The organism is Candidatus Nitrohelix vancouverensis (genome assembly GCA_015698305.1).
GTDB classification, from domain to species: Bacteria; Nitrospinota; Nitrospinia; order Nitrospinales; family VA-1; genus Nitrohelix; species Nitrohelix vancouverensis.
Genome location: CP048620.1, coordinates 2,280,962 through 2,297,922, shown reverse-complemented (window position 1 = coordinate 2,297,922; position 16,961 = coordinate 2,280,962). Strand labels below are relative to the sequence as shown.

Sequence of the window (16,961 nt, the reverse complement as noted above, 5' to 3'; positions counted from 1 at the left end):
TCAATCTTGAAATTCTTCAATACGCTTGCACATTTCCTCTTGATCGTAAAAAGGCTGAACCAGACACAAACCCATCGCCGGAGCAGTGGGTCCCGCCTTGCGCCGGTTTTTAGCCTGCAAAATCTCTTCGATCGATTCAGGCGTCCTCAGCCCTCTTCCCACGTCGACCAGCGTGCCCATCAGAATACGGACCATGTGCTTCAAAAAACCGGAACCGATAAAATAGCTCTGGATGTAATCGCCCTCCCGGTTGATCACGATACGGTCTATGCGCCGGACCGCATGGCGGGCGCTGCAATTGGCTCCGCGAAACGAGGTGAAATCCTTCTCGCCTTCCAGCAAACGCGCGGCCTTGCGCATCGCTTCAACATCCAGATCGTGATGGATGTACCAGCAAAAAGGTTGATTGAGCGCCGTCGGGAACTGACGGTTCAGAATCGTGTATCGGTACAATTTTCCAATGGCGGAAAATTGCGCGTGAAAATCCGTCGTGACGTCTTCAACGGCGCGCACAACGATATCGCGCGGCAACAAACTGTTCAATCCCTTCATCAGTTGAAAGCAGGTCATGCGCGTTTCGGCGTTGAAATGCGCCACCTGAATCTCGGCGTGCACATCGGCGTCGGTGCGCCCCGATCCATAAAGCGTCGTCTTCTTTTTGAACAGGACTTTCAGCACGTCCTGAATGACGGCTTGTATGGATATGCCGTTATCCTGTTGCTGCCAGCCGCAATAATTCGTTCCCTGATACTCCAGGGTCAGTTTAATGCGTCGCATCTGGCTTTCATTCCGGGAGTCGTTCATGCTGGAGATTGATGGTTTGGGATCATTCGAATCTTTGGGCAAACGGGATGCAATTTCAAGAGAAAATCAGGGCGGGAATTCAAGGTGAAATTTATTTTGAATAGCGGGCGATTGCGCCATACCGAGTCTGCCGAAAACCGTCAATCGCTGGCCCCGCATCCGTCTCGGCGCAAATGCTATCAATGCGTGACAATTGTTCAGGCGTCAGTCGTTCCAACAAGGCATCTTCAAGTCCTTCCACGTCGATTTTCAAAATATTCACACGCGGATGCTTGAGCAAAACACCGTCGAGTATTTCTGAAGAATCCCGCACCTCGACGTCGAAACTGTTTGGAAGATTTTCCTTGTTGAGACCGCCATAACGACCCGTGCTTTCAAAACCAAAGGTCGCTCGCGCGGCTTCCAGACCCACCGCGACCGGGTGCAGCTCATAACGATCCTCATAACCCTGAAGATTTTTTTTCAAACGTTCAATATTTTGCGGGAGCGGCTCATACAAATAAACTCGCACATTGCGGTTTCGAGTCAAAAAATAAAGGGCGCTGATGCCAATATTAGAACCGAAATCAACCACGCAGGATATGTCGGCAGGCGCCTTGTAGTCGAGCTTGCCAAAACATTCGACCGCAGTGATCATATCGGCGAAATCATACAAAGTGATTTCCTGCCGCCCTACAGGGGTCCTGACGGAGCAGACAGCAGGGTACTTGCCCTTGCCCAAAACATAACGTCGAAGAATTCCCAGCGGGTTATCAAAGAATCGAAAAATATTGATGAAGGCAACGTAAAACGGCTTTTGAAATAACGCCGCCGCAAAATTAGCTGGAGAGTGATGACACATGCATGATTTTCCTGTCGGCAAATAATGGACTGTTATAACTCACAACCCGTAAAAAACCAAGAAAGTCAAGCAGACGGCGCTAGCCTGAGAAAACCTTCGAGAGTGATATGACTCAACGACTGCATAAGGTATTTTTGAAAATAAATATTCGGAAGCGATGCATGACCCATAATATTATTTGGCGGGTGAAAGAAAATCACAAAATCCGTCATGGGTCAAAGAAGGAAATACAATGCTAAAAACTACAACATCAGGAAATATCCCACCCAGGCAACTATAAAAACAGAGATAACAATAAAACAACTGCGAAAAATTTTGTTGATTTTATCCGGAGTCACGGTCCACCTTCATAAAAAGAATTGATTAGTTACTAAACCCTCCAGAAACTTATTGGAGGAATTGAACTGTTTACATCAAATAAAAACGTATATCTTTAATTTCAGTTAAAGGCCATGCACCAGAATTAGCAACAAAAAAAGCGCGTTGCGAAACGCAACGCGCTTTTTCTCTTATTTGGCTTGGCCAGTGGCTCAAGACGTCCACACTTATGTGCGAACTAGTTAGATTCAGTTCAAAGCTAAATTGTAAGGTGGATTCATGGCCTTTCCCTTCAATAGTGAACAGGATTTTCATTAGTTCTAAACTTAATATAGGCCTCGATCACGATTTCGCAATACTTTTGAACAATTAATCCATACCAGAAAATTCCTTTGCCAGCATGCCAGGCAAATCAGGCTATCGAGTCGGTGATACTTCCTTTCCCGATTTCCGGGGGGACCCTGATAATCGTAGACGACGCGCTGTTCACCTGACTGCCGCCGACGCTGATCAAGCCTAAAGGACTGCGCGACGCGCCAAATTCTTTCGCACGGCTTTCCTGCAGTTCCTTGGTTTGAAATGGCTCCTGGCTGAGACGACTGATCTCTGTTACCCGATCATCTCTCTTCGCACCTTGAAAACTGCCCAGGCTGGATGAATTGTCCACAGACAGAGGGTTTTCCATTGATATTCACCGTCTTAGTTCATCCACAATTATAACACAACTACCATCCATGTTAATCAATTTTCCCGACATTTCTTTACAAACAAAATCATACCGCTTATGATTCAGTATCATTTCAGCCTGAAATTGGAAGGAAAATCGATTGAAATCCTCTGATAAAAAACCACCGGAGCGAAGGAAGGAAAATCTTGTTTTCACCGTTCTGGTGCATACCGGTTATACCATCCTCATCCTCTCCATGATCGGATGGATGGTCTACATGGAATACATACTCCCCTGAGCCACAACTCTCCACAACGCTCTTTAAACAGGGCCTGCCTGACACAGCACATCGATGTATTTCTGACACAGGTTTTCGTAGCGCCTGACGACCAGCTTCAACACCTGATTTCTCGCTTTAATTTCCAGTTTGGGGCCGAAGGCATTGATGCGATCCGGCGTCAAACGGCAGACATGCGTCGACTCTATAGCGACCACGCTGGAGGTTCGCTTGCCATTTCTTAGTAAAGAAAACTCCCCAAAAATCCCTCCCGATCTGAACTCCACGATATGAGCGGAGCCGCCTTCCGGAGTCGCCTTGAAAACGGACACATGCCCGCTCAAAATGATGTACAGGGCCTGCTCCTCTTCTCCCTCCTGGATGATTTTTGCCCTACGCTCATAGATGCGGAACAACTCATCTTCCAGAGACATTTCCTCCAGCTCCATTCGGTTGAAGCCGGTAAAAAAAGGATGACGACTCATTAAATGAGCGCGAACTCCAGGCTCCATATCAATCCTCTAATTTCAATTTTCGATCCAACACAATGGCTAGCCCTCTTCTTTTCTCCGTGAGTCCAATAACTCTGCATAGGTCTCGTTCATCTCTTCGAACCGCTCCAGCATGATTTCAAGAAACTTGTCGTTGAATTTAAGTTGAAGGTTATGCGGCATCGCTTCATAGCGCTTCACATCCACTTTCATGACGACAACAGAATCCCTGGCGATCACATTGAACAGCCGCGTTCCCTCGCGCAATAAAGACAACTCGCCAAACAAACTGCCTTCCTTCAGGGTAGCGATCACGAAATCCCGACGATTCTGGAAACTCTCAACATTAACGCTTCCCCTTAAAATCAGGTAGACAGACTGGTCCGCATGACCCTTTTTAATGACCTTGTCGCCTTTCCTGTAGCGGAAAAACTCCAAAGAATGCTCAAGAAGCTGAACCTTTTCGTCGATTGTGAAGGCGTCGAAAAAACTCGACTCATCCATCCACTTCAATATTTCTGTGCCAGACATAAAGGATTCGATCGGGAGTTGAATTCAAATCAATTTCTGAAATTGATTATATATCAAACCTGCAGAAAATACGGGTGATCTGAAAAAAGTTTCTAAAAAAGGCGGGAAAATCAGGAGAGGGTTCCAGCAAATTCAGGAAATCAGGGTGAGAGAAATCATTCCTTCTTTAGAGAAAACTTCCCAACGATGTAACGCACTAAATCACGGATCGACAACATCCCGATCAAATCCTTACCATCAAGTATGACCAAATGACGAATGTCGTGTTGCTCCATTTTCACCAAAGCCGCCGCCATGGAAGCGTTTAGATCTTCAGTATAAATCTTTTCCGACATCACCCGCTCGACGCCGATACGCTCAGGATGCGCTTCAACAGCGACAATTTTCTTCAACAAATCCGTCTCAGTAAAAATTCCGACCAGAGCGCCATTTTTCATCACCACAGCGGAACCTATATTCCGCTCAGCCATCAACTGCACGGTTTCCATCACCGTCGCCGTGTGATCGACGCTGACCACATTCTTGTTCATATAAGTTTTGATCTTGTCCAAACGAATACCCTCCAAATAAACAATGGGTTTAGGACAATGCTACATCAAGTTTCCTTTTAAATCAATAGAAAGAATTTACTATCTTTATCATCCTTGAGGGAAAAAATTTTACATTCAACAGAATTCGGAAACTCATAATTTTACTGAGAACGGTTCCGCTTCAAACTAGCTTCATGTCTTGCTGAAAACGCGGTAACACATCAAGTTCCTGCCTTGATCTCCGTTCCCAGCACGCGGAACAGGGTCGCGATTTCCGTCGCGTAGTTGGTACGTTCAGAGGCCAGTTGTTGCTCGCCGTTCGCAAGCACGCGTTGCGCGTCGACCACGTCGAGAAAGCTGATGAGTCCCTGCTGATACAAGGTCTCCGCCTGATAGAAACTGATCTCGCTGGACTTCACGGCCTTTTGCAATGAGCTCTGGCGGTCGAGCGACGACTTGATGGCGGCTAATGAAATTTCCACTTCCTCGCTCGCTGAAAGCAAGGTATCGCGATACAAGGCCAAGGCTTCTTCGGCTTGCGACTGGGCGATCTCGACATTGGCCTTGCGCGCGCCGCCGTCGGTCACCACCTGATCGATCAAGGCTCCAAGAGAAGCGGTCAGAACGTTCAGGGCCGGAGCGCCTGTGACGCCGGTGGCGCCAATATTGATCGCGCCGATCAGGCGAAAGGTGGGGTAATATTCCGCTTCTGCAAGGCCAATCCGTGCGACCGCACGCTTCAATTCCTCTTCAGTCTGGCGAATATCGGGACGCTGAGTCAACACCGCCAGGGGAACCAGTTCGGGAAACTTTCCCTTGTAGACGGGAATTTCTTGATGCTCATGCAGTAGCGTTTCATAAACTCCGGGATACTGACCGGTCAGGCTGGCCAGGCGATTGCGCGCATTGGTCAGCGCTTCTTTCAAAGGAGGAATGCCCGCGCGTAAATTTTCGACGGATGTTTCGGCGCGGCGCATATCGAGCTCCGGAGACAAGCCAGCTTCGTAACGGCTTTTGACGATTGAGAGCGTTTTTTCCTGCAAGTGGACCGACTCTACCAGCAGTACAAGCTGGCGTTGCGATCCGCGTAAACGCAGATACTCCCGCGTGATCTCCGAACTGATGCCAAGAACGCGACCGCGCAATTCCGCCTTCGCCGCTTGCAGTCCCGCGAGCGCCGCTTCCACTTCTCTCGCGGTTCGCCCAAAAACATCCAGCGGCAATGCGACGGAGAGACCGCCGGACACGCTGGCGGTTTTCGTGGTATCCGCATCATTCAAATTACGCTCCGCTTCCAGACCCTGATCCAACCCCGCCTCTGTCTGCAATTCATCGCCTGCGCCTGCAAGCGCCAGACGCGCGCTGGCTTCCTTGACCCGAGCCCGCGCCGCGACCAGTTGAAAATTATTGTCCAGCCCCGCCGTTACGAGTTGATCCAGAATCGGGTCGGTGAATCCCATCCACCATTGAGCGGAAAAATCCGCGTCCGTCTTTCCCTCATTAAGGGATTTCAACAATTCCTGAGAGACGAATTCCGCAGGCGCGTCCATATCAGGCGCCTTGTAATCCGGCCCCACGACGCAGGCGCCCAGAAAGGGCAGTCCGATGAAAAGCGCTAACAGTCGCCCTATTCTCATAACGCTTCCTCCAGCGCGACGCCTTTCGATTCCGCTTTGCGCAATTGCGCGTCCAGTTCCTGTCCTGCATGCGACCTGGGTTTGATGAAAGGCGCGATCCAATAATAACCAACCGGGGCCAGATAGAGCGTGAACAGCGCGGAGAATCCGAGTCCGCCGAACACCACCCAGCCGATCGCCTGTCGGGCTTCCGCGCCGGGTCCCTCGCTGAGAATGAGCGGCAGGCTTCCAAGCACCGTGGACAGCACCGTCATGGTCACCGGACGCAGGCGTACCCGCGCCCCTTCCATGATCGCGTCGCGAACGTTCATTCCTTCATCGCGCATCTGGTCCATGAATTCGATGAGCAAAATCGCGTTCTTCGTCATCAGACCCACCAGCATCACCAATCCGATCTGACTATAAAGATTGATCGACTGTCCGGTCTGCAACAGCGCAAAGATGGCGGCGGCCAGACCGAAGGGAACGGTGAAGATAACGATCAGGGCGCTGCCAAAACTTTCGAACTGCGCCGCCAGCACCAGCAGAACCACGGCGAGGGCGATCAGAAAAGTCACCGCCACTTCGTAAGACGTTTCCTCCAGCGTCGCCGCTTCTCCAAGCAAGAGGATATTCACATTCGCAGGCAACAATTCATGAGCCAGAGCCTGCACCTGCGCCAGCGTTTTGCTCAGCGCCGTGCCCGGCGGGATTCCCAGGTCCAGTTCAATCGCGCGGCGTTGAGCGTGTCGATCCAGCTCCGCCGCCACGCCCTTCTCGTGAACCTCGATCATCGCGCTCAGGGGTACCAGTTCGTCGCGCGTGTTGGTGACAAAAATATTCAGCAGGTCGCCCGGGTCGTTGATCGCCCCGAGCGAAGAACCGACCATGATCGGAACGGCCTGATCGGCGATGCTCAGGTCGATCAGTTCGAATTTATCAACCATCACCTTGAGCGTTTCAGAGATGCGCTCCATCGGCACGTCGAGGTCGCGCGCTTTTTCCCGGTCAATATTGAACGACAACTCCGGCTGGGAGGTGTCGAACTGAATTCGCACGTCCTCGATTTCAGGAATCTTCTTGAGCAGAGCTTCGGAAAACATATCGGCGGCTTTCGACAATTCCTGATAATCGTTGCCCACCAGAGCGATCTCCAGACCGGAACCGGCGCCGCGAATATTGAGACTGTTGTCCTGAAAGATGCGAACCTGAGCGCCCGGCAAATCGGAAAGCGCCTTGTTGATGTCCTTGGCGAGTTCCATCTGGCTGATGTTGCGATCTTCCCAGTTCTTCAATGTCGCCATCGTGTAGGTGCGATTCTTGTCCCAGCGCCCGACAATCGTATAAATGTCCAGAACAATGCCCTCTTCCTGATAGGAGCGCAGGACCGCCTCTACTTTTCGCGACTGGCGATCGGAGTAGGCCAGCGAAGCGCCGTCCGGTCCGGTCAGCAAAACGCGGAGCGTGCCGCGATCTTCGCGCGGCAGGAGTTCATGATTCAATTGCAGAAAACCAAGAACGCCGACGCCGACGATCGACAGGGCGATGGGAACCGCAAGGAAAGACCAGGACAGCAAGCCGCTCAGGGTTGTCAGATAAATACGGCTGAGTACCCGCCCGATTGCGTTCATCGAATTAGTGAATGCGGCCTTGAGAAAATTTCTGCGCGACATCTCCGGCAAACGCGACGCCATCATCGGACACAGGGTCACCGCAACAAAGGAACTGATGATAACGGCAATCGCCAGCACCAGCCCGAACTCGCGGAACATGCGCCCGGTCTCGCCGGGCAGGAACGCAATGGGAACAAAGACGGACACCAGCGTGACCGTGGTCGCGATCACCGCGAAGAACACCTGGCGCGTGCCCAGCACCGCCGCCGCCATGCCCCCCAGCCCTTCGGAGCGCCGCCGCTGAATATTTTCCAGCACGACGATCGCGTCGTCGACGATCAAACCCGTCGCCAGCACCAGCGCGAGGAGCGTCAGCAAATTGATGGAAAAGCCAAACAGCCAGATCGCCGCAATGGTGCCGATCAATGAAATCGGCATGGTCACGGCGGGAATCAAAACCGCGCGCCACTGGCCCAGAAAAACAGCGATGACGATCAGAACGATAACGATGGAAAAGCCCAGCGTGAGCATGACCTCTTTCAAGGCGCCGCGGATATAGATCGCGTCGTCGGAGGTGATGACCAGAGTGAAATCGCGCGAACGTTGATTGATTTTTTCAATGCGCTTGGCGACTTCGCTGGAAATCTCGATGGTGTTCGACCCCGCCTGACGCACCACCCCCATGCCGATCACCAGGCGACCGTTGAGCAGGGAATAGGACTCCGCCTCCATCGGCGCAAAAAACACATCGCCAATGTCTTCGATACGAATATTGTCTTTGATATGCAGACGTTTGATTTTATCGGGGTCGACGACCGAAGCGTAAGCGCGCACGATCAATTCCTGATCTTCGGACTCGTAACTGCCCGCCGGAACGTCGAAGCTGGCTTCGCGCAGAATCGCGACCACATCCGAAGCCGACAAATGGTATCCGGCAAGACGGGCAGGATCGAGCAGAACGCGCATGACCTGCGGCTGGTCGCCGTCCAGTCGCACGTCGGCCACGCCGGGAATGGACAGCAGTTCCGGCGCCACGTCCTTTTCAATGCGATTCGCCAGCCCCTGTTTGGAAAGGGTATTGCTGTAAGCGGAAATTTGTACGATGGGGTCTGCGTCGTCGTCCGCCTTGAGCACAACGAGTTGTTCGATGTCGTCCGGCAGTTCCCGTTGCACGCGATTGACCGCTTCGCGCACATCGCTCGCCGCATCGTTCAGGTCGTAACCGGGATCGAACTCGGCGCGCATGCGCATGTTGTTTTCTTCGCTGGAAGACTCGATGCTCTTGACGCCGGAAACACGCGCCACCGCGCCTTCGAGAATACTGGTGACTTCGGTATCCATCGTCTCCGGCGACGCGCCTTCATAAATCGCGCGCACGCTGACGATGGGCCGGTCCACGTCGGGAAGCTCGCGCACGTCGACGCCCATGATGCTTCCCAGACCCGCCAGCATGATGAGCAGATTGACGACGGCGATCAGCACCGGCCTTCGCACGCCCAGGGCGGTCAGGCTATTACCCATGCCATGCATTAGTTTTCCGCTCCGAGAATTTCAACTTCTGTGCCGGGACGCAGGCGTTGAATCCCTTCGACCACGACATTCTCCCCTTCTGCAATCTTCCCTTCCAGAAGGACCTGGCCTGCTCGGCGCGCAATCACCCGCGCATAAATTTTCTCCGCTTTTTTCTCTCGAACGATCCAGAGGAAGGAACCCTCGCGCCCCCATTGCAGGGAAATTTCAGGGACAGTGAGATACTCTTTATCGAGAACCTCCCAGCGTACCGTAAAGGACATGCCGGGAAGTAAAGTATCGTCGTCATTCTTAATGCTGGCCCGCGCCGTCAAGGTGCGCCGACCGGAATCCAGTCGGCTCTGCTGAGCCGAGATATTGGCCGTGAACATGCGCCCCGGATAAGCCGGAGTCGTCGCCGCGATCCTGCGCTTCTCCTCCTGCGCCTTCATCAGCGAACCCGCCAGCGCTTCGGGCACTTCAAAATCAACATGTAAAATTTTTCGGTCGTCCAGAGTCGCAATCGAAGCGCTGGGGCTGACACGGTCGCCGGGGTCGATGTTGGGAATCCCGAGCACGCCGTCGAAAGGCGCCCTCACCAGACGCTCCTCCACCGCCAGCCGCGCCTCGTCCAGAGTCACCTGCGCCGCTTCGAAATCGGCGCGCGCCGAATCCACTTCGCTTTCAGGAACCGCTCCCTCCTTCACCGCCTTCTCGTAACGACCCAGCAGACTGTGCAGATTCTTCAATTCGATTTCCGCCTTCTGAACCGCCAGCCTTTCCTCGCGGTCATCCAGTCGCACCAGAATGTCGCCCTTCGCCACCTTGTCCTGGGCCTTGAACAATACTTCCACCACCTCTTCCGACACGGCGGGGAATACTTGCACCGACAAGCGCGCCCGACCCGTGCCCACCGCCTCAAACACCCGGTCGTTGGAAGACATCACAATCGGTTGAACGAGAACCTTCACCGCAGAACCCGAACCGCGCCCTCTTCGCGAAGATCCATTCGCGGAGTCTTCCTTCTTCAGAAAAGAACCGAGTTGTTCCAGATAAGCGATCGTCCCTTTCACGGAAAATTTTCCCGGATCGATCAGACGACTTCCGCCGTTTTCCCAAAACAACACGCCAAGCGCAACTAACAATAAAATGAAAAGAATGAATTTTCTAAAAATGGCTCAAATCCCTTTGCAAAATTCGCCCGAGCCAATCCATTGGCTCCGGTATATCGGAGAGAATAAAATGTAAATGTATGCAAATACTTTAACGAAATCTGAAGCCCCAAACCAGCAAAAAGTTAATAACTTGAATGCTTTATCAATAAGGGGGCTATTCTGATAAAGAGAGGATTTTTATCCGAAAAGGTATGAAAGCAAACAAGCGTTCAAGCCAAAAGGCTTGAACGCTTGTTTGAAATGTCGCTCCGGAATAGATAATTCCAGAAGCAAGGCTGGCTAGCCGAATCAGATTTATTTGCTGGCGCCGGCCCTGCCACCCTCCGTGTAGGAGCGCGCCCGAGAGGATTCGAACCTCCGACCTACGGTACCGGAAACCGCCACTCTATCCAGCTGAGCTACGGGCGCATATTTTTCTTTATCTTATACTGCCATTCCTCCCGTTTCTCTTGTAAGAGCGGGACAGGGATTGAAACCGTGCGACACTCTATACGTCTTCGCCTTCTCCCGGCGCGGCGGCGTCTATGCCCACTTTCCTGTGTTCCTGACCGAACTCGCGGGTCATTTCCAGGCGCAGGGTCCACCACTTGATTTCTTCTTTCACTTCATCGCTGGCTTTCGTCTGGGCGACCAGAGAAAAGCGTTTGTCCGGCCCCTTGCCCGTCACCTTCACGTCGACGCCTTCGGGAAGCGGGATGCCTTCGGCGTTCATTTTCTCAACGGGTTGATCCACCAGTTCGCGTTTATAATCTTCATCCGTCACAGCCTTCACCACGAGGGCTTTCCATTTATCTTCGAGTTCTTTTTTCTTCTTCGAATTCATTGTCGCGTCCTTGATGTGATATTTACAAAATTGGGATTAAAAAAGAGTAATAGACTTGCCGAACCTCTGCAATGCAAATTTAAAATTTTTCAAAAATTTTTAAGAACTGCACGCAAGCGCTTTCATACTTATCAATTTTACCTCTGCCCGACTCGCGCGCATACTTGAAAAATTTCAGAGTTTATGAACCTGTTAGCAAGCGCTCTTAAAAGTACAAAATTTTCATAACCTGCTCACGCGCACACTTAAAAAATTTCTGCGTGTATAGCCCCATTCCTAAGCACTCTTAAAAGAATAGAATTTTCATGAACCCACCCGCGCGCATACTTGAAAATTTCAGAGTTTATTAGCCTGTTAGCAAGCGCTCTTAAAAGTACAAAATTTTCATAACACCTTCGCGCGCATACTTGAAAATTTCAGGATTTTTTGACCAGTTCGCGCGCGCGATTGAGGGCTTGCTCCAGATGCTCCGGCTGGGTTCCTCCCGCTTGCGCCATATCCGGCCGCCCTCCCCCGCTTCCGCCGACGATACCCGCGATCTCCTTGAGGATGTTTCCGGCGTGATAGTCTTTGGTTAAATCGGCGGTGACGCCTGCGGCGAGCAGGACCTTTCCGTTCATAGCCGTGCCCGCCACGACGATGCCGGATTTCATCTGGTTCTTGGCGTTGTCGATGAAACTGCGCAGGGTTTTGGCGTCCACTTCATCCAGCTTTTTGATGAGCGCATTGACGCCGTCGATGACTTCGACGCCTTCCAGCATGCCCGAGCTTTTACCGCTGACCAGTTTCTCTTTGAGCGAAGCCACGGTTTTTTCCAGTTCCTTGTTTTTTTCGAGGCTCTTCTTCAATTTCTGCACTTCCTCATCCGGCTGGGCCTTGAGGACGGAGCGGATGGAAGACAGGGCGTTCATTTCGCGCCGCACGGATCTGAGGGCGGTCGGGCCGGTGACGGCTTCGATGCGGCGAACGCCGGAGGCCACGCTACCTTCGTGAGTGATGAGGAACAGGCCGATGCTTCCCGTCGACCCGACATGTGTGCCGCCGCACAATTCCTTGCTGAATCCGGGCACGGAGACAACGCGCACGCTCTCGCCGTATTTCTCGCCGAACAAGGCGGTCGCGCCTTCCTTGAGGGCTTCGTCGATTTCCATTTCGCGGGTTTCAACCATGATGTTTTCGCGAATCTTGTCGTTGACCATCCATTCGATTTTTTCTTTTTCCTTATCGCTGAGCGCGGAGAAATGGGTGTAGTCGAAACGCAAGCGATCCGGCGTGACCAGCGACCCCGCCTGTTTGATATGATCGCCCAGAGTTTCCTTGAGCGCGGCGTGCAGGAGATGCGTTGCGGAGTGATTCAGGGCGGTGCTGTTGCGCCGCTCCGGGTCCACTTCCAGCGTCAGCGTGTCGCCGGTTTTGAGCGATCCGTTTTCGATCTTCGCCTTGTGCAAGATCAGGTTCGGCAGGGGTTTCAAGGCGTCCTGTATTTCCATCAGAACGTTTTCGTTGTAGGCGCTGCCCGCGTCGCCCACCTGGCCGCCCGACTCGCCATAAAACGGCGTTTGGTCAACGATCACTTCGACTTCGTCTCCCAACTTCGCGCTCTCTACCAGCGTCTGGTCCTTGTACAGGGCGATCACGGTCCCCTCGCCTTTCACCGAGCCGTAGCCGGTGAACGCAACGCCCTCGGGCTTTGTCTTGAGGAAATCCATGAGCACAGGCGACACGCCTTTTTCTCCCGAACCTTTCCAGGAAGCCGAGGCCTTTTCCTTCTGCTCCTGCATGGCCTTGTTGAAGCCTTCCATGTCCAGAGCCAGCCCTTCATCGCGCGCGGTCTCTTCGACCAGGTCGACGGGGAATCCGAAGGTGTCGTACAGCTTGAACACTTCGTCGCCGGGAATGACTTTCTGCTGATCCTTGCGCACGCGAGCCAGCACCTCTTCCAGCTTCTGGGTGCCGTAAGTGAGGGTGTTGCCAAAGCTCTCCTCCTCATTCAGCGCCACTTTTTCAATGAACTCGGAATGCGTTTTCAAGTCCGGGTAGACGCTGGAGAATTGCTCGACGACATGATTGACGATGCGATAGAAGAAGGGATCTTTCTGATTCAGTAATTTTCCGTGTCGGAGCGCGCGCCGGATGATGCGGCGCAGAACATAGCCGCGCCCTTCGTTGGAAGGGAGCACGCCGTCGCCGATCAAAAACGCGGTGGCGCGGGCGTGGTCGGTGATGACGCGGATGGAAACGTCGGTTTCCTTATTTTTCAGATAATTTTGGTGAGTGACCGACGCCGTCTCCTGAATGTGTCGCATCAGCAGGTCGCCATGATAATTGCTGGTGCGGCCCTGCATGACGGCGGTCAGACGCTCCAGCCCCATGCCCGTGTCGATACAGGGTTTGGGAAGCGGACTCAGCTTGCCCGCTTCGTCGCGGTCGTATTGCATGAAGACCAGATTCCAGATTTCAAGGTAGCGGTCGCAATCGCAACCCACAGTGCAGTCCGGCTTGCCGCAACCCAGTTCTTTGCCCTGGTCGATATAAATTTCTGAACAGGGACCGCAAGGGCCGGTGTTGCCCATCGCCCAGAAATTGTCCTTCTCGTCCATGCGGAAAATCCGTTCCGTCGGCATATGGATGTCGTTCTTCCAGAACTCATAGGCCTCGTCGTCTTCACGGAAAACGGAAGCGTAGAGGCGGTCTTTCGGGATGCCCAGATTTTGAGTGAGAAACTCCCAGGCGTATTCGATGGCGTCGCGCTTGAAATAATCGCCGAAGGAAAAATTTCCCAGCATTTCAAAAAAGGTGTGATGCCTTGCGGTGCGGCCGACCATTTCCAGGTCGTTGTGCTTGCCGCCCGCGCGAACGCATTTCTGGCAGGACACCGCGCGCGAGTGCTCGCTGGTCTCTTCGCCCAGAAAGATATTTTTGAACTGGACCATACCCGCGTTGGTGAACAGCAGGGTCGGGTCGTTCTGGGGAATCAGGGAACAACTCGATACGGAGTGATGTCCCTTGCCTTTAAAATAGTCCAGAAATGCCTGTCTTAACTCGTCTCCAGTCATATGCCTTTTCTCTAGGATTGATCCTTGATGATATTCAAATGATTCCCGCTTTCAACAAATCATGCAAATGCAGGATGCCTTCTATTTTTTTTCCATCCTCCGTCACGGCGAGCGCCGTGATGGAATGTTGTTCCATTAAAAACGCGGCCTTGGTCGCCAGATTGTCGCGCTGGATCGTCTTCGGACGCGAACCCATCATCTCGCGCGCCAGAACCCGGGAAATATCCTGTTTCTTTTCGATCAAGCGACGCAAGTCGCCGTCGGTGATGACGCCGCTCAAATCGCCGTTTTCAGAAACGACGAAGGTCGTGCCGAAGCGTTTGGCGCTCATCTCCTTCAAAACCGCAAAAATATCCGCCTGCTCGGACACGATGGGCGCTGCAGACCCGGCGTGCATCAGGTCGTTCACCGTCATCAATAATTTCTTGCCCAGACTGCCGCCGGGATGGTTGACTGCAAAATCCTCTTCCTTGAAGCCGCGAAGCGCCAGCAGAGCCATCGCCAGAGCGTCGCCCAGCGCCAGAGTCGCCGTCGTGCTGGAAGTCGGCACCAGATCTTTACCGCAAGCCTCCTCATCCACAGAAGTGTTCAGGAGAAAATCACTGCGTTGCGCGAGCGTAGAATTTGCGTTGCCCGTCATCGCCACCAGCGTGCAATTGAGCCGCCCCATCGCCGGCAGTATTTTTATCAATTCTTCAGTTTCACCGCTATTCGAGATCGCCAGAACCAGACTGTGCTTGGCGATGATGCCCAAATCGCCGTGACTGGCCTCGGCGGCGTGCAGGAACAGAGCCGGAATGCCGATGCTCGAAAAGGTCGCGGCAATCTTGGAGCCGATGATGCCGGACTTGCCCAGCCCCGTCACAATCAAAGGCGATTCAGAGGCGTCGATTTTGCGCACCACATGGGCAAAATCTTCGCCGAGGCGGTCCCGGACTTGCAGAATGGAACGCGATTCGATATCCAGAACGCGCTGTCCCGCCGCTATGATTTCGGTGTCCTTCTGATCCATAAAAAGAATATTTTAAAGCGCTTTCATTTAAAGCGAGGTCGTGAGTACGAAAACCCGTGATTCTACGCCATCTTAACATATGGAGAAAGTGGAAAATCAATAGCATACATATTATTTGTCTGCCCGGGCGCAATTGCGATTCAAAGCGTTCGGGATACCCATTTCCCTAAAATTGTGTATTTTGAAACCCGGATCGCATATCGACGCTTGAGCTTTTAGCAATTTTAGATAAAATGCTAGGCTCTCTAAATATCACCAGCGACTCACAGAAATCCAGATCGCAGGCCTTAACTTTTTGGAATGATTGATTTTTGACCTATGGATAACCAAAGGCAGTTTTACCGGGTGCAGTCGCTCATACCGATCCAGGTTGAGTTGGTAACTCGCGACCCTTCGGATAATACAAAATGCTCCGTCAGCGACATGGGTCTGCCCAATCAGGCTTCATTCAAGTCGACTTCCATTCAATCGAATGATCCCGCCATGGACCCGGCGCTGAACATCATCAACAAAAAACTCGACCTCATCATTCAACTGCTTTCCGAGCGGGAAGCAGGCAAACAAGAATTCACATCCACCCCGGTCACTCTCAGCGCAACCGGCATGGGTTTCAAGTGGAAGGAAACGTTTGAAGCAGAATCATTGTTAAGAATTAAAATCAAACGTCAGTCAATGGCAAGGCAGTGCGTGTACACATTGTACGGTGATGTCATTCGTTGTCTCACCAAAGAGGAGGGTCGGCACGATATTGCCGTTCATTTTGTCGGGCTCGATCAATGGATGGAAAATGAACTGGCGGGATTTATTCTCAATCTGGAACGCGGCATTGAAGGAGCAAAGATCTAATGGGAGTTATTGTCGGACTGTGCGTGGTGTTTGGTTGCGTGGTCGGGGGCTATTTGATGGCCCACGGCGCCTTGGGCATTCTGTGGCAACCGGCTGAATTTGTCATTATTTTCGGAGCCGCCTTCGGCGTCTTCATCATCACCTCCTCCGGTCAGGTGATGAAAAACGTGCTTCACAGTATGAAGGGCATGCTGTCGGCGCGGCATTACACCGAAAAAGACTACATGGAACTGTTGCAGGTTTTGAACAGCGTTTTCAGCGTGGTTAAAAAGCAGGGACTGGTCGCGCTCGAAGCCCATCTCGACAAACCGCAAAAGAGCCCCATCTTCGCCCGTCACAAAAATTTCCTGAAGAACGAACACGCTCTACATCTTACAACCGACTCGTTCCGCATGCTCTGCTCTTCCAAAATGGAAGCGCATCAACTCGACAGCCTGATGGAAGCCGAAATCGACGCCTATCACGAAGAGATGATGGCCTCTTCTAAAAACGTCGCCAATATCGGCGACTCCCTCCCGGGACTGGGCATCGTCGCGGCGGTTCTCGGCGTTGTCATCACCATGCAGAAGATCAATGAACCGCCCGAAGTGCTGGGACATCATATCGGCGCCGCTCTGGTCGGAACCTTTATCGGCATCCTCGGCGCTTATGGAGTCGTTGGACCGCTGGCGAAAAAAATGGAATGGATGGCGGATCAGGAAAAAGAATATCTAAATATCCTGCGCTATATCATCGTAGGCTTTGTCGGTGGACTGCAACCGCAAATCTGCATCGAGTTCGGACGCATCATGATTCCCGAACCGGCGCGCCCGACATTCCTTAAAGCTGAAAAAATCTTAAAAAACTGAACGC

At 52.4% G+C, this 16,961-nt stretch carries 16 protein-coding genes and 1 tRNA gene; 3 read left to right on the top strand and 14 right to left on the bottom strand.

Features of this window, described 5'->3' with window-relative positions:
• The 4 genes from truA to G3M78_10575 all read right to left on the bottom strand — a co-directional run bounded on the left by truA (window position 1) and on the right by G3M78_10575 (window position 2,648).
• Window positions 1-777 (bottom strand): tRNA pseudouridine(38-40) synthase TruA, encoded by a 777-nt coding sequence (truA, locus tag G3M78_10590; protein ID QPJ65813.1) that lies wholly within the window; start codon window positions 775-777, stop codon window positions 1-3.
• A gap of 118 nt (window positions 778-895) precedes the next feature.
• Window positions 896-1,645 (bottom strand): FkbM family methyltransferase, encoded by a 750-nt coding sequence (locus G3M78_10585; protein QPJ65812.1) that lies wholly within the window; start codon window positions 1,643-1,645, stop codon window positions 896-898.
• A gap of 408 nt (window positions 1,646-2,053) precedes the next feature.
• Window positions 2,054-2,278 (bottom strand): hypothetical protein, encoded by a 225-nt coding sequence (locus G3M78_10580; GenBank protein QPJ65811.1) that lies wholly within the window; start codon window positions 2,276-2,278, stop codon window positions 2,054-2,056.
• A 97-nt stretch (window positions 2,279-2,375) separates the two neighbouring features.
• Entirely contained in the window at window positions 2,376-2,648 is a 273-nt protein-coding gene (locus G3M78_10575; protein QPJ65810.1) for a hypothetical protein, read from the bottom strand.
• Between the two features lie 142 nt (window positions 2,649-2,790).
• Between G3M78_10575 and G3M78_10570 the strand changes: the two genes are divergently transcribed.
• Window positions 2,791-2,928 (top strand): hypothetical protein, encoded by a 138-nt coding sequence (locus G3M78_10570; GenBank protein ID QPJ65809.1) that lies wholly within the window; start codon window positions 2,791-2,793, stop codon window positions 2,926-2,928.
• 23 nt (window positions 2,929-2,951) lie between these two features.
• Here the strand turns inward: G3M78_10570 and G3M78_10565 are convergent, their stop codons facing one another.
• The 10 genes from G3M78_10565 to G3M78_10520 form a co-directional block, all read right to left on the bottom strand.
• Entirely contained in the window at window positions 2,952-3,419 is a 468-nt protein-coding gene (locus tag G3M78_10565; GenBank protein ID QPJ65808.1) for a cyclic nucleotide-binding domain-containing protein, read from the bottom strand.
• Window positions 3,420-3,458: 39 nt separating this feature from the next.
• Window positions 3,459-3,929 carry a cyclic nucleotide-binding domain-containing protein gene (locus tag G3M78_10560; protein QPJ65807.1) on the bottom strand — a complete coding sequence of 157 codons (471 nt, stop codon included), beginning with the start codon at window positions 3,927-3,929 and terminating at the stop codon, window positions 3,459-3,461.
• Between the two features lie 155 nt (window positions 3,930-4,084).
• A complete protein-coding gene (locus G3M78_10555) occupies window positions 4,085-4,480 on the bottom strand; it encodes a CBS domain-containing protein (GenBank protein QPJ65806.1) in 396 nt (131 codons plus the stop codon).
• 200 nt (window positions 4,481-4,680) lie between these two features.
• The gene (locus G3M78_10550) at window positions 4,681-6,096 is read right to left on the bottom strand and encodes an efflux transporter outer membrane subunit (protein QPJ65805.1); all 1,416 of its coding nucleotides are present in this window, start codon (window positions 6,094-6,096) and stop codon (window positions 4,681-4,683) included.
• On the bottom strand, window positions 6,093-9,218 hold the full coding sequence (locus G3M78_10545) for an efflux RND transporter permease subunit (protein ID QPJ65804.1): 3,126 nt from the start codon (window positions 9,216-9,218) through the stop codon (window positions 6,093-6,095). Before G3M78_10545 ends, G3M78_10550 begins: the two co-directional genes overlap by 4 nt.
• The gene (locus tag G3M78_10540) at window positions 9,218-10,342 is read right to left on the bottom strand and encodes an efflux RND transporter periplasmic adaptor subunit (protein QPJ65803.1); all 1,125 of its coding nucleotides are present in this window, start codon (window positions 10,340-10,342) and stop codon (window positions 9,218-9,220) included. Before G3M78_10540 ends, G3M78_10545 begins: the two co-directional genes overlap by 1 nt.
• A gap of 364 nt (window positions 10,343-10,706) precedes the next feature.
• A tRNA-Arg gene (locus G3M78_10535) sits at window positions 10,707-10,780 on the bottom strand.
• 79 nt (window positions 10,781-10,859) lie between these two features.
• Window positions 10,860-11,195, bottom strand: coding sequence for a hypothetical protein (locus G3M78_10530; GenBank protein QPJ65802.1), 336 nt, complete (start codon window positions 11,193-11,195; stop codon window positions 10,860-10,862).
• Window positions 11,196-11,611: 416 nt separating this feature from the next.
• Complete coding sequence (gene alaS, locus G3M78_10525; protein QPJ65801.1) at window positions 11,612-14,251, bottom strand: alanine--tRNA ligase; 2,640 nt, start codon at window positions 14,249-14,251, stop codon at window positions 11,612-11,614.
• A gap of 34 nt (window positions 14,252-14,285) precedes the next feature.
• On the bottom strand, window positions 14,286-15,263 hold the full coding sequence (locus tag G3M78_10520; protein ID QPJ65800.1) for a KpsF/GutQ family sugar-phosphate isomerase: 978 nt from the start codon (window positions 15,261-15,263) through the stop codon (window positions 14,286-14,288).
• Between the two features lie 318 nt (window positions 15,264-15,581).
• Between G3M78_10520 and G3M78_10515 the strand changes: the two genes are divergently transcribed.
• Together G3M78_10515 and motA are read left to right on the top strand one after the other, a co-directional pair.
• A complete protein-coding gene (locus G3M78_10515; GenBank protein QPJ65799.1) occupies window positions 15,582-16,109 on the top strand; it encodes a hypothetical protein in 528 nt (175 codons plus the stop codon).
• Window positions 16,109-16,957 (top strand): flagellar motor stator protein MotA, encoded by an 849-nt coding sequence (motA, locus tag G3M78_10510; protein ID QPJ65798.1) that lies wholly within the window; start codon window positions 16,109-16,111, stop codon window positions 16,955-16,957. Before G3M78_10515 ends, motA begins: the two co-directional genes overlap by 1 nt.
• The last annotated feature ends 4 nt before the right edge of the window (window positions 16,958-16,961 follow it).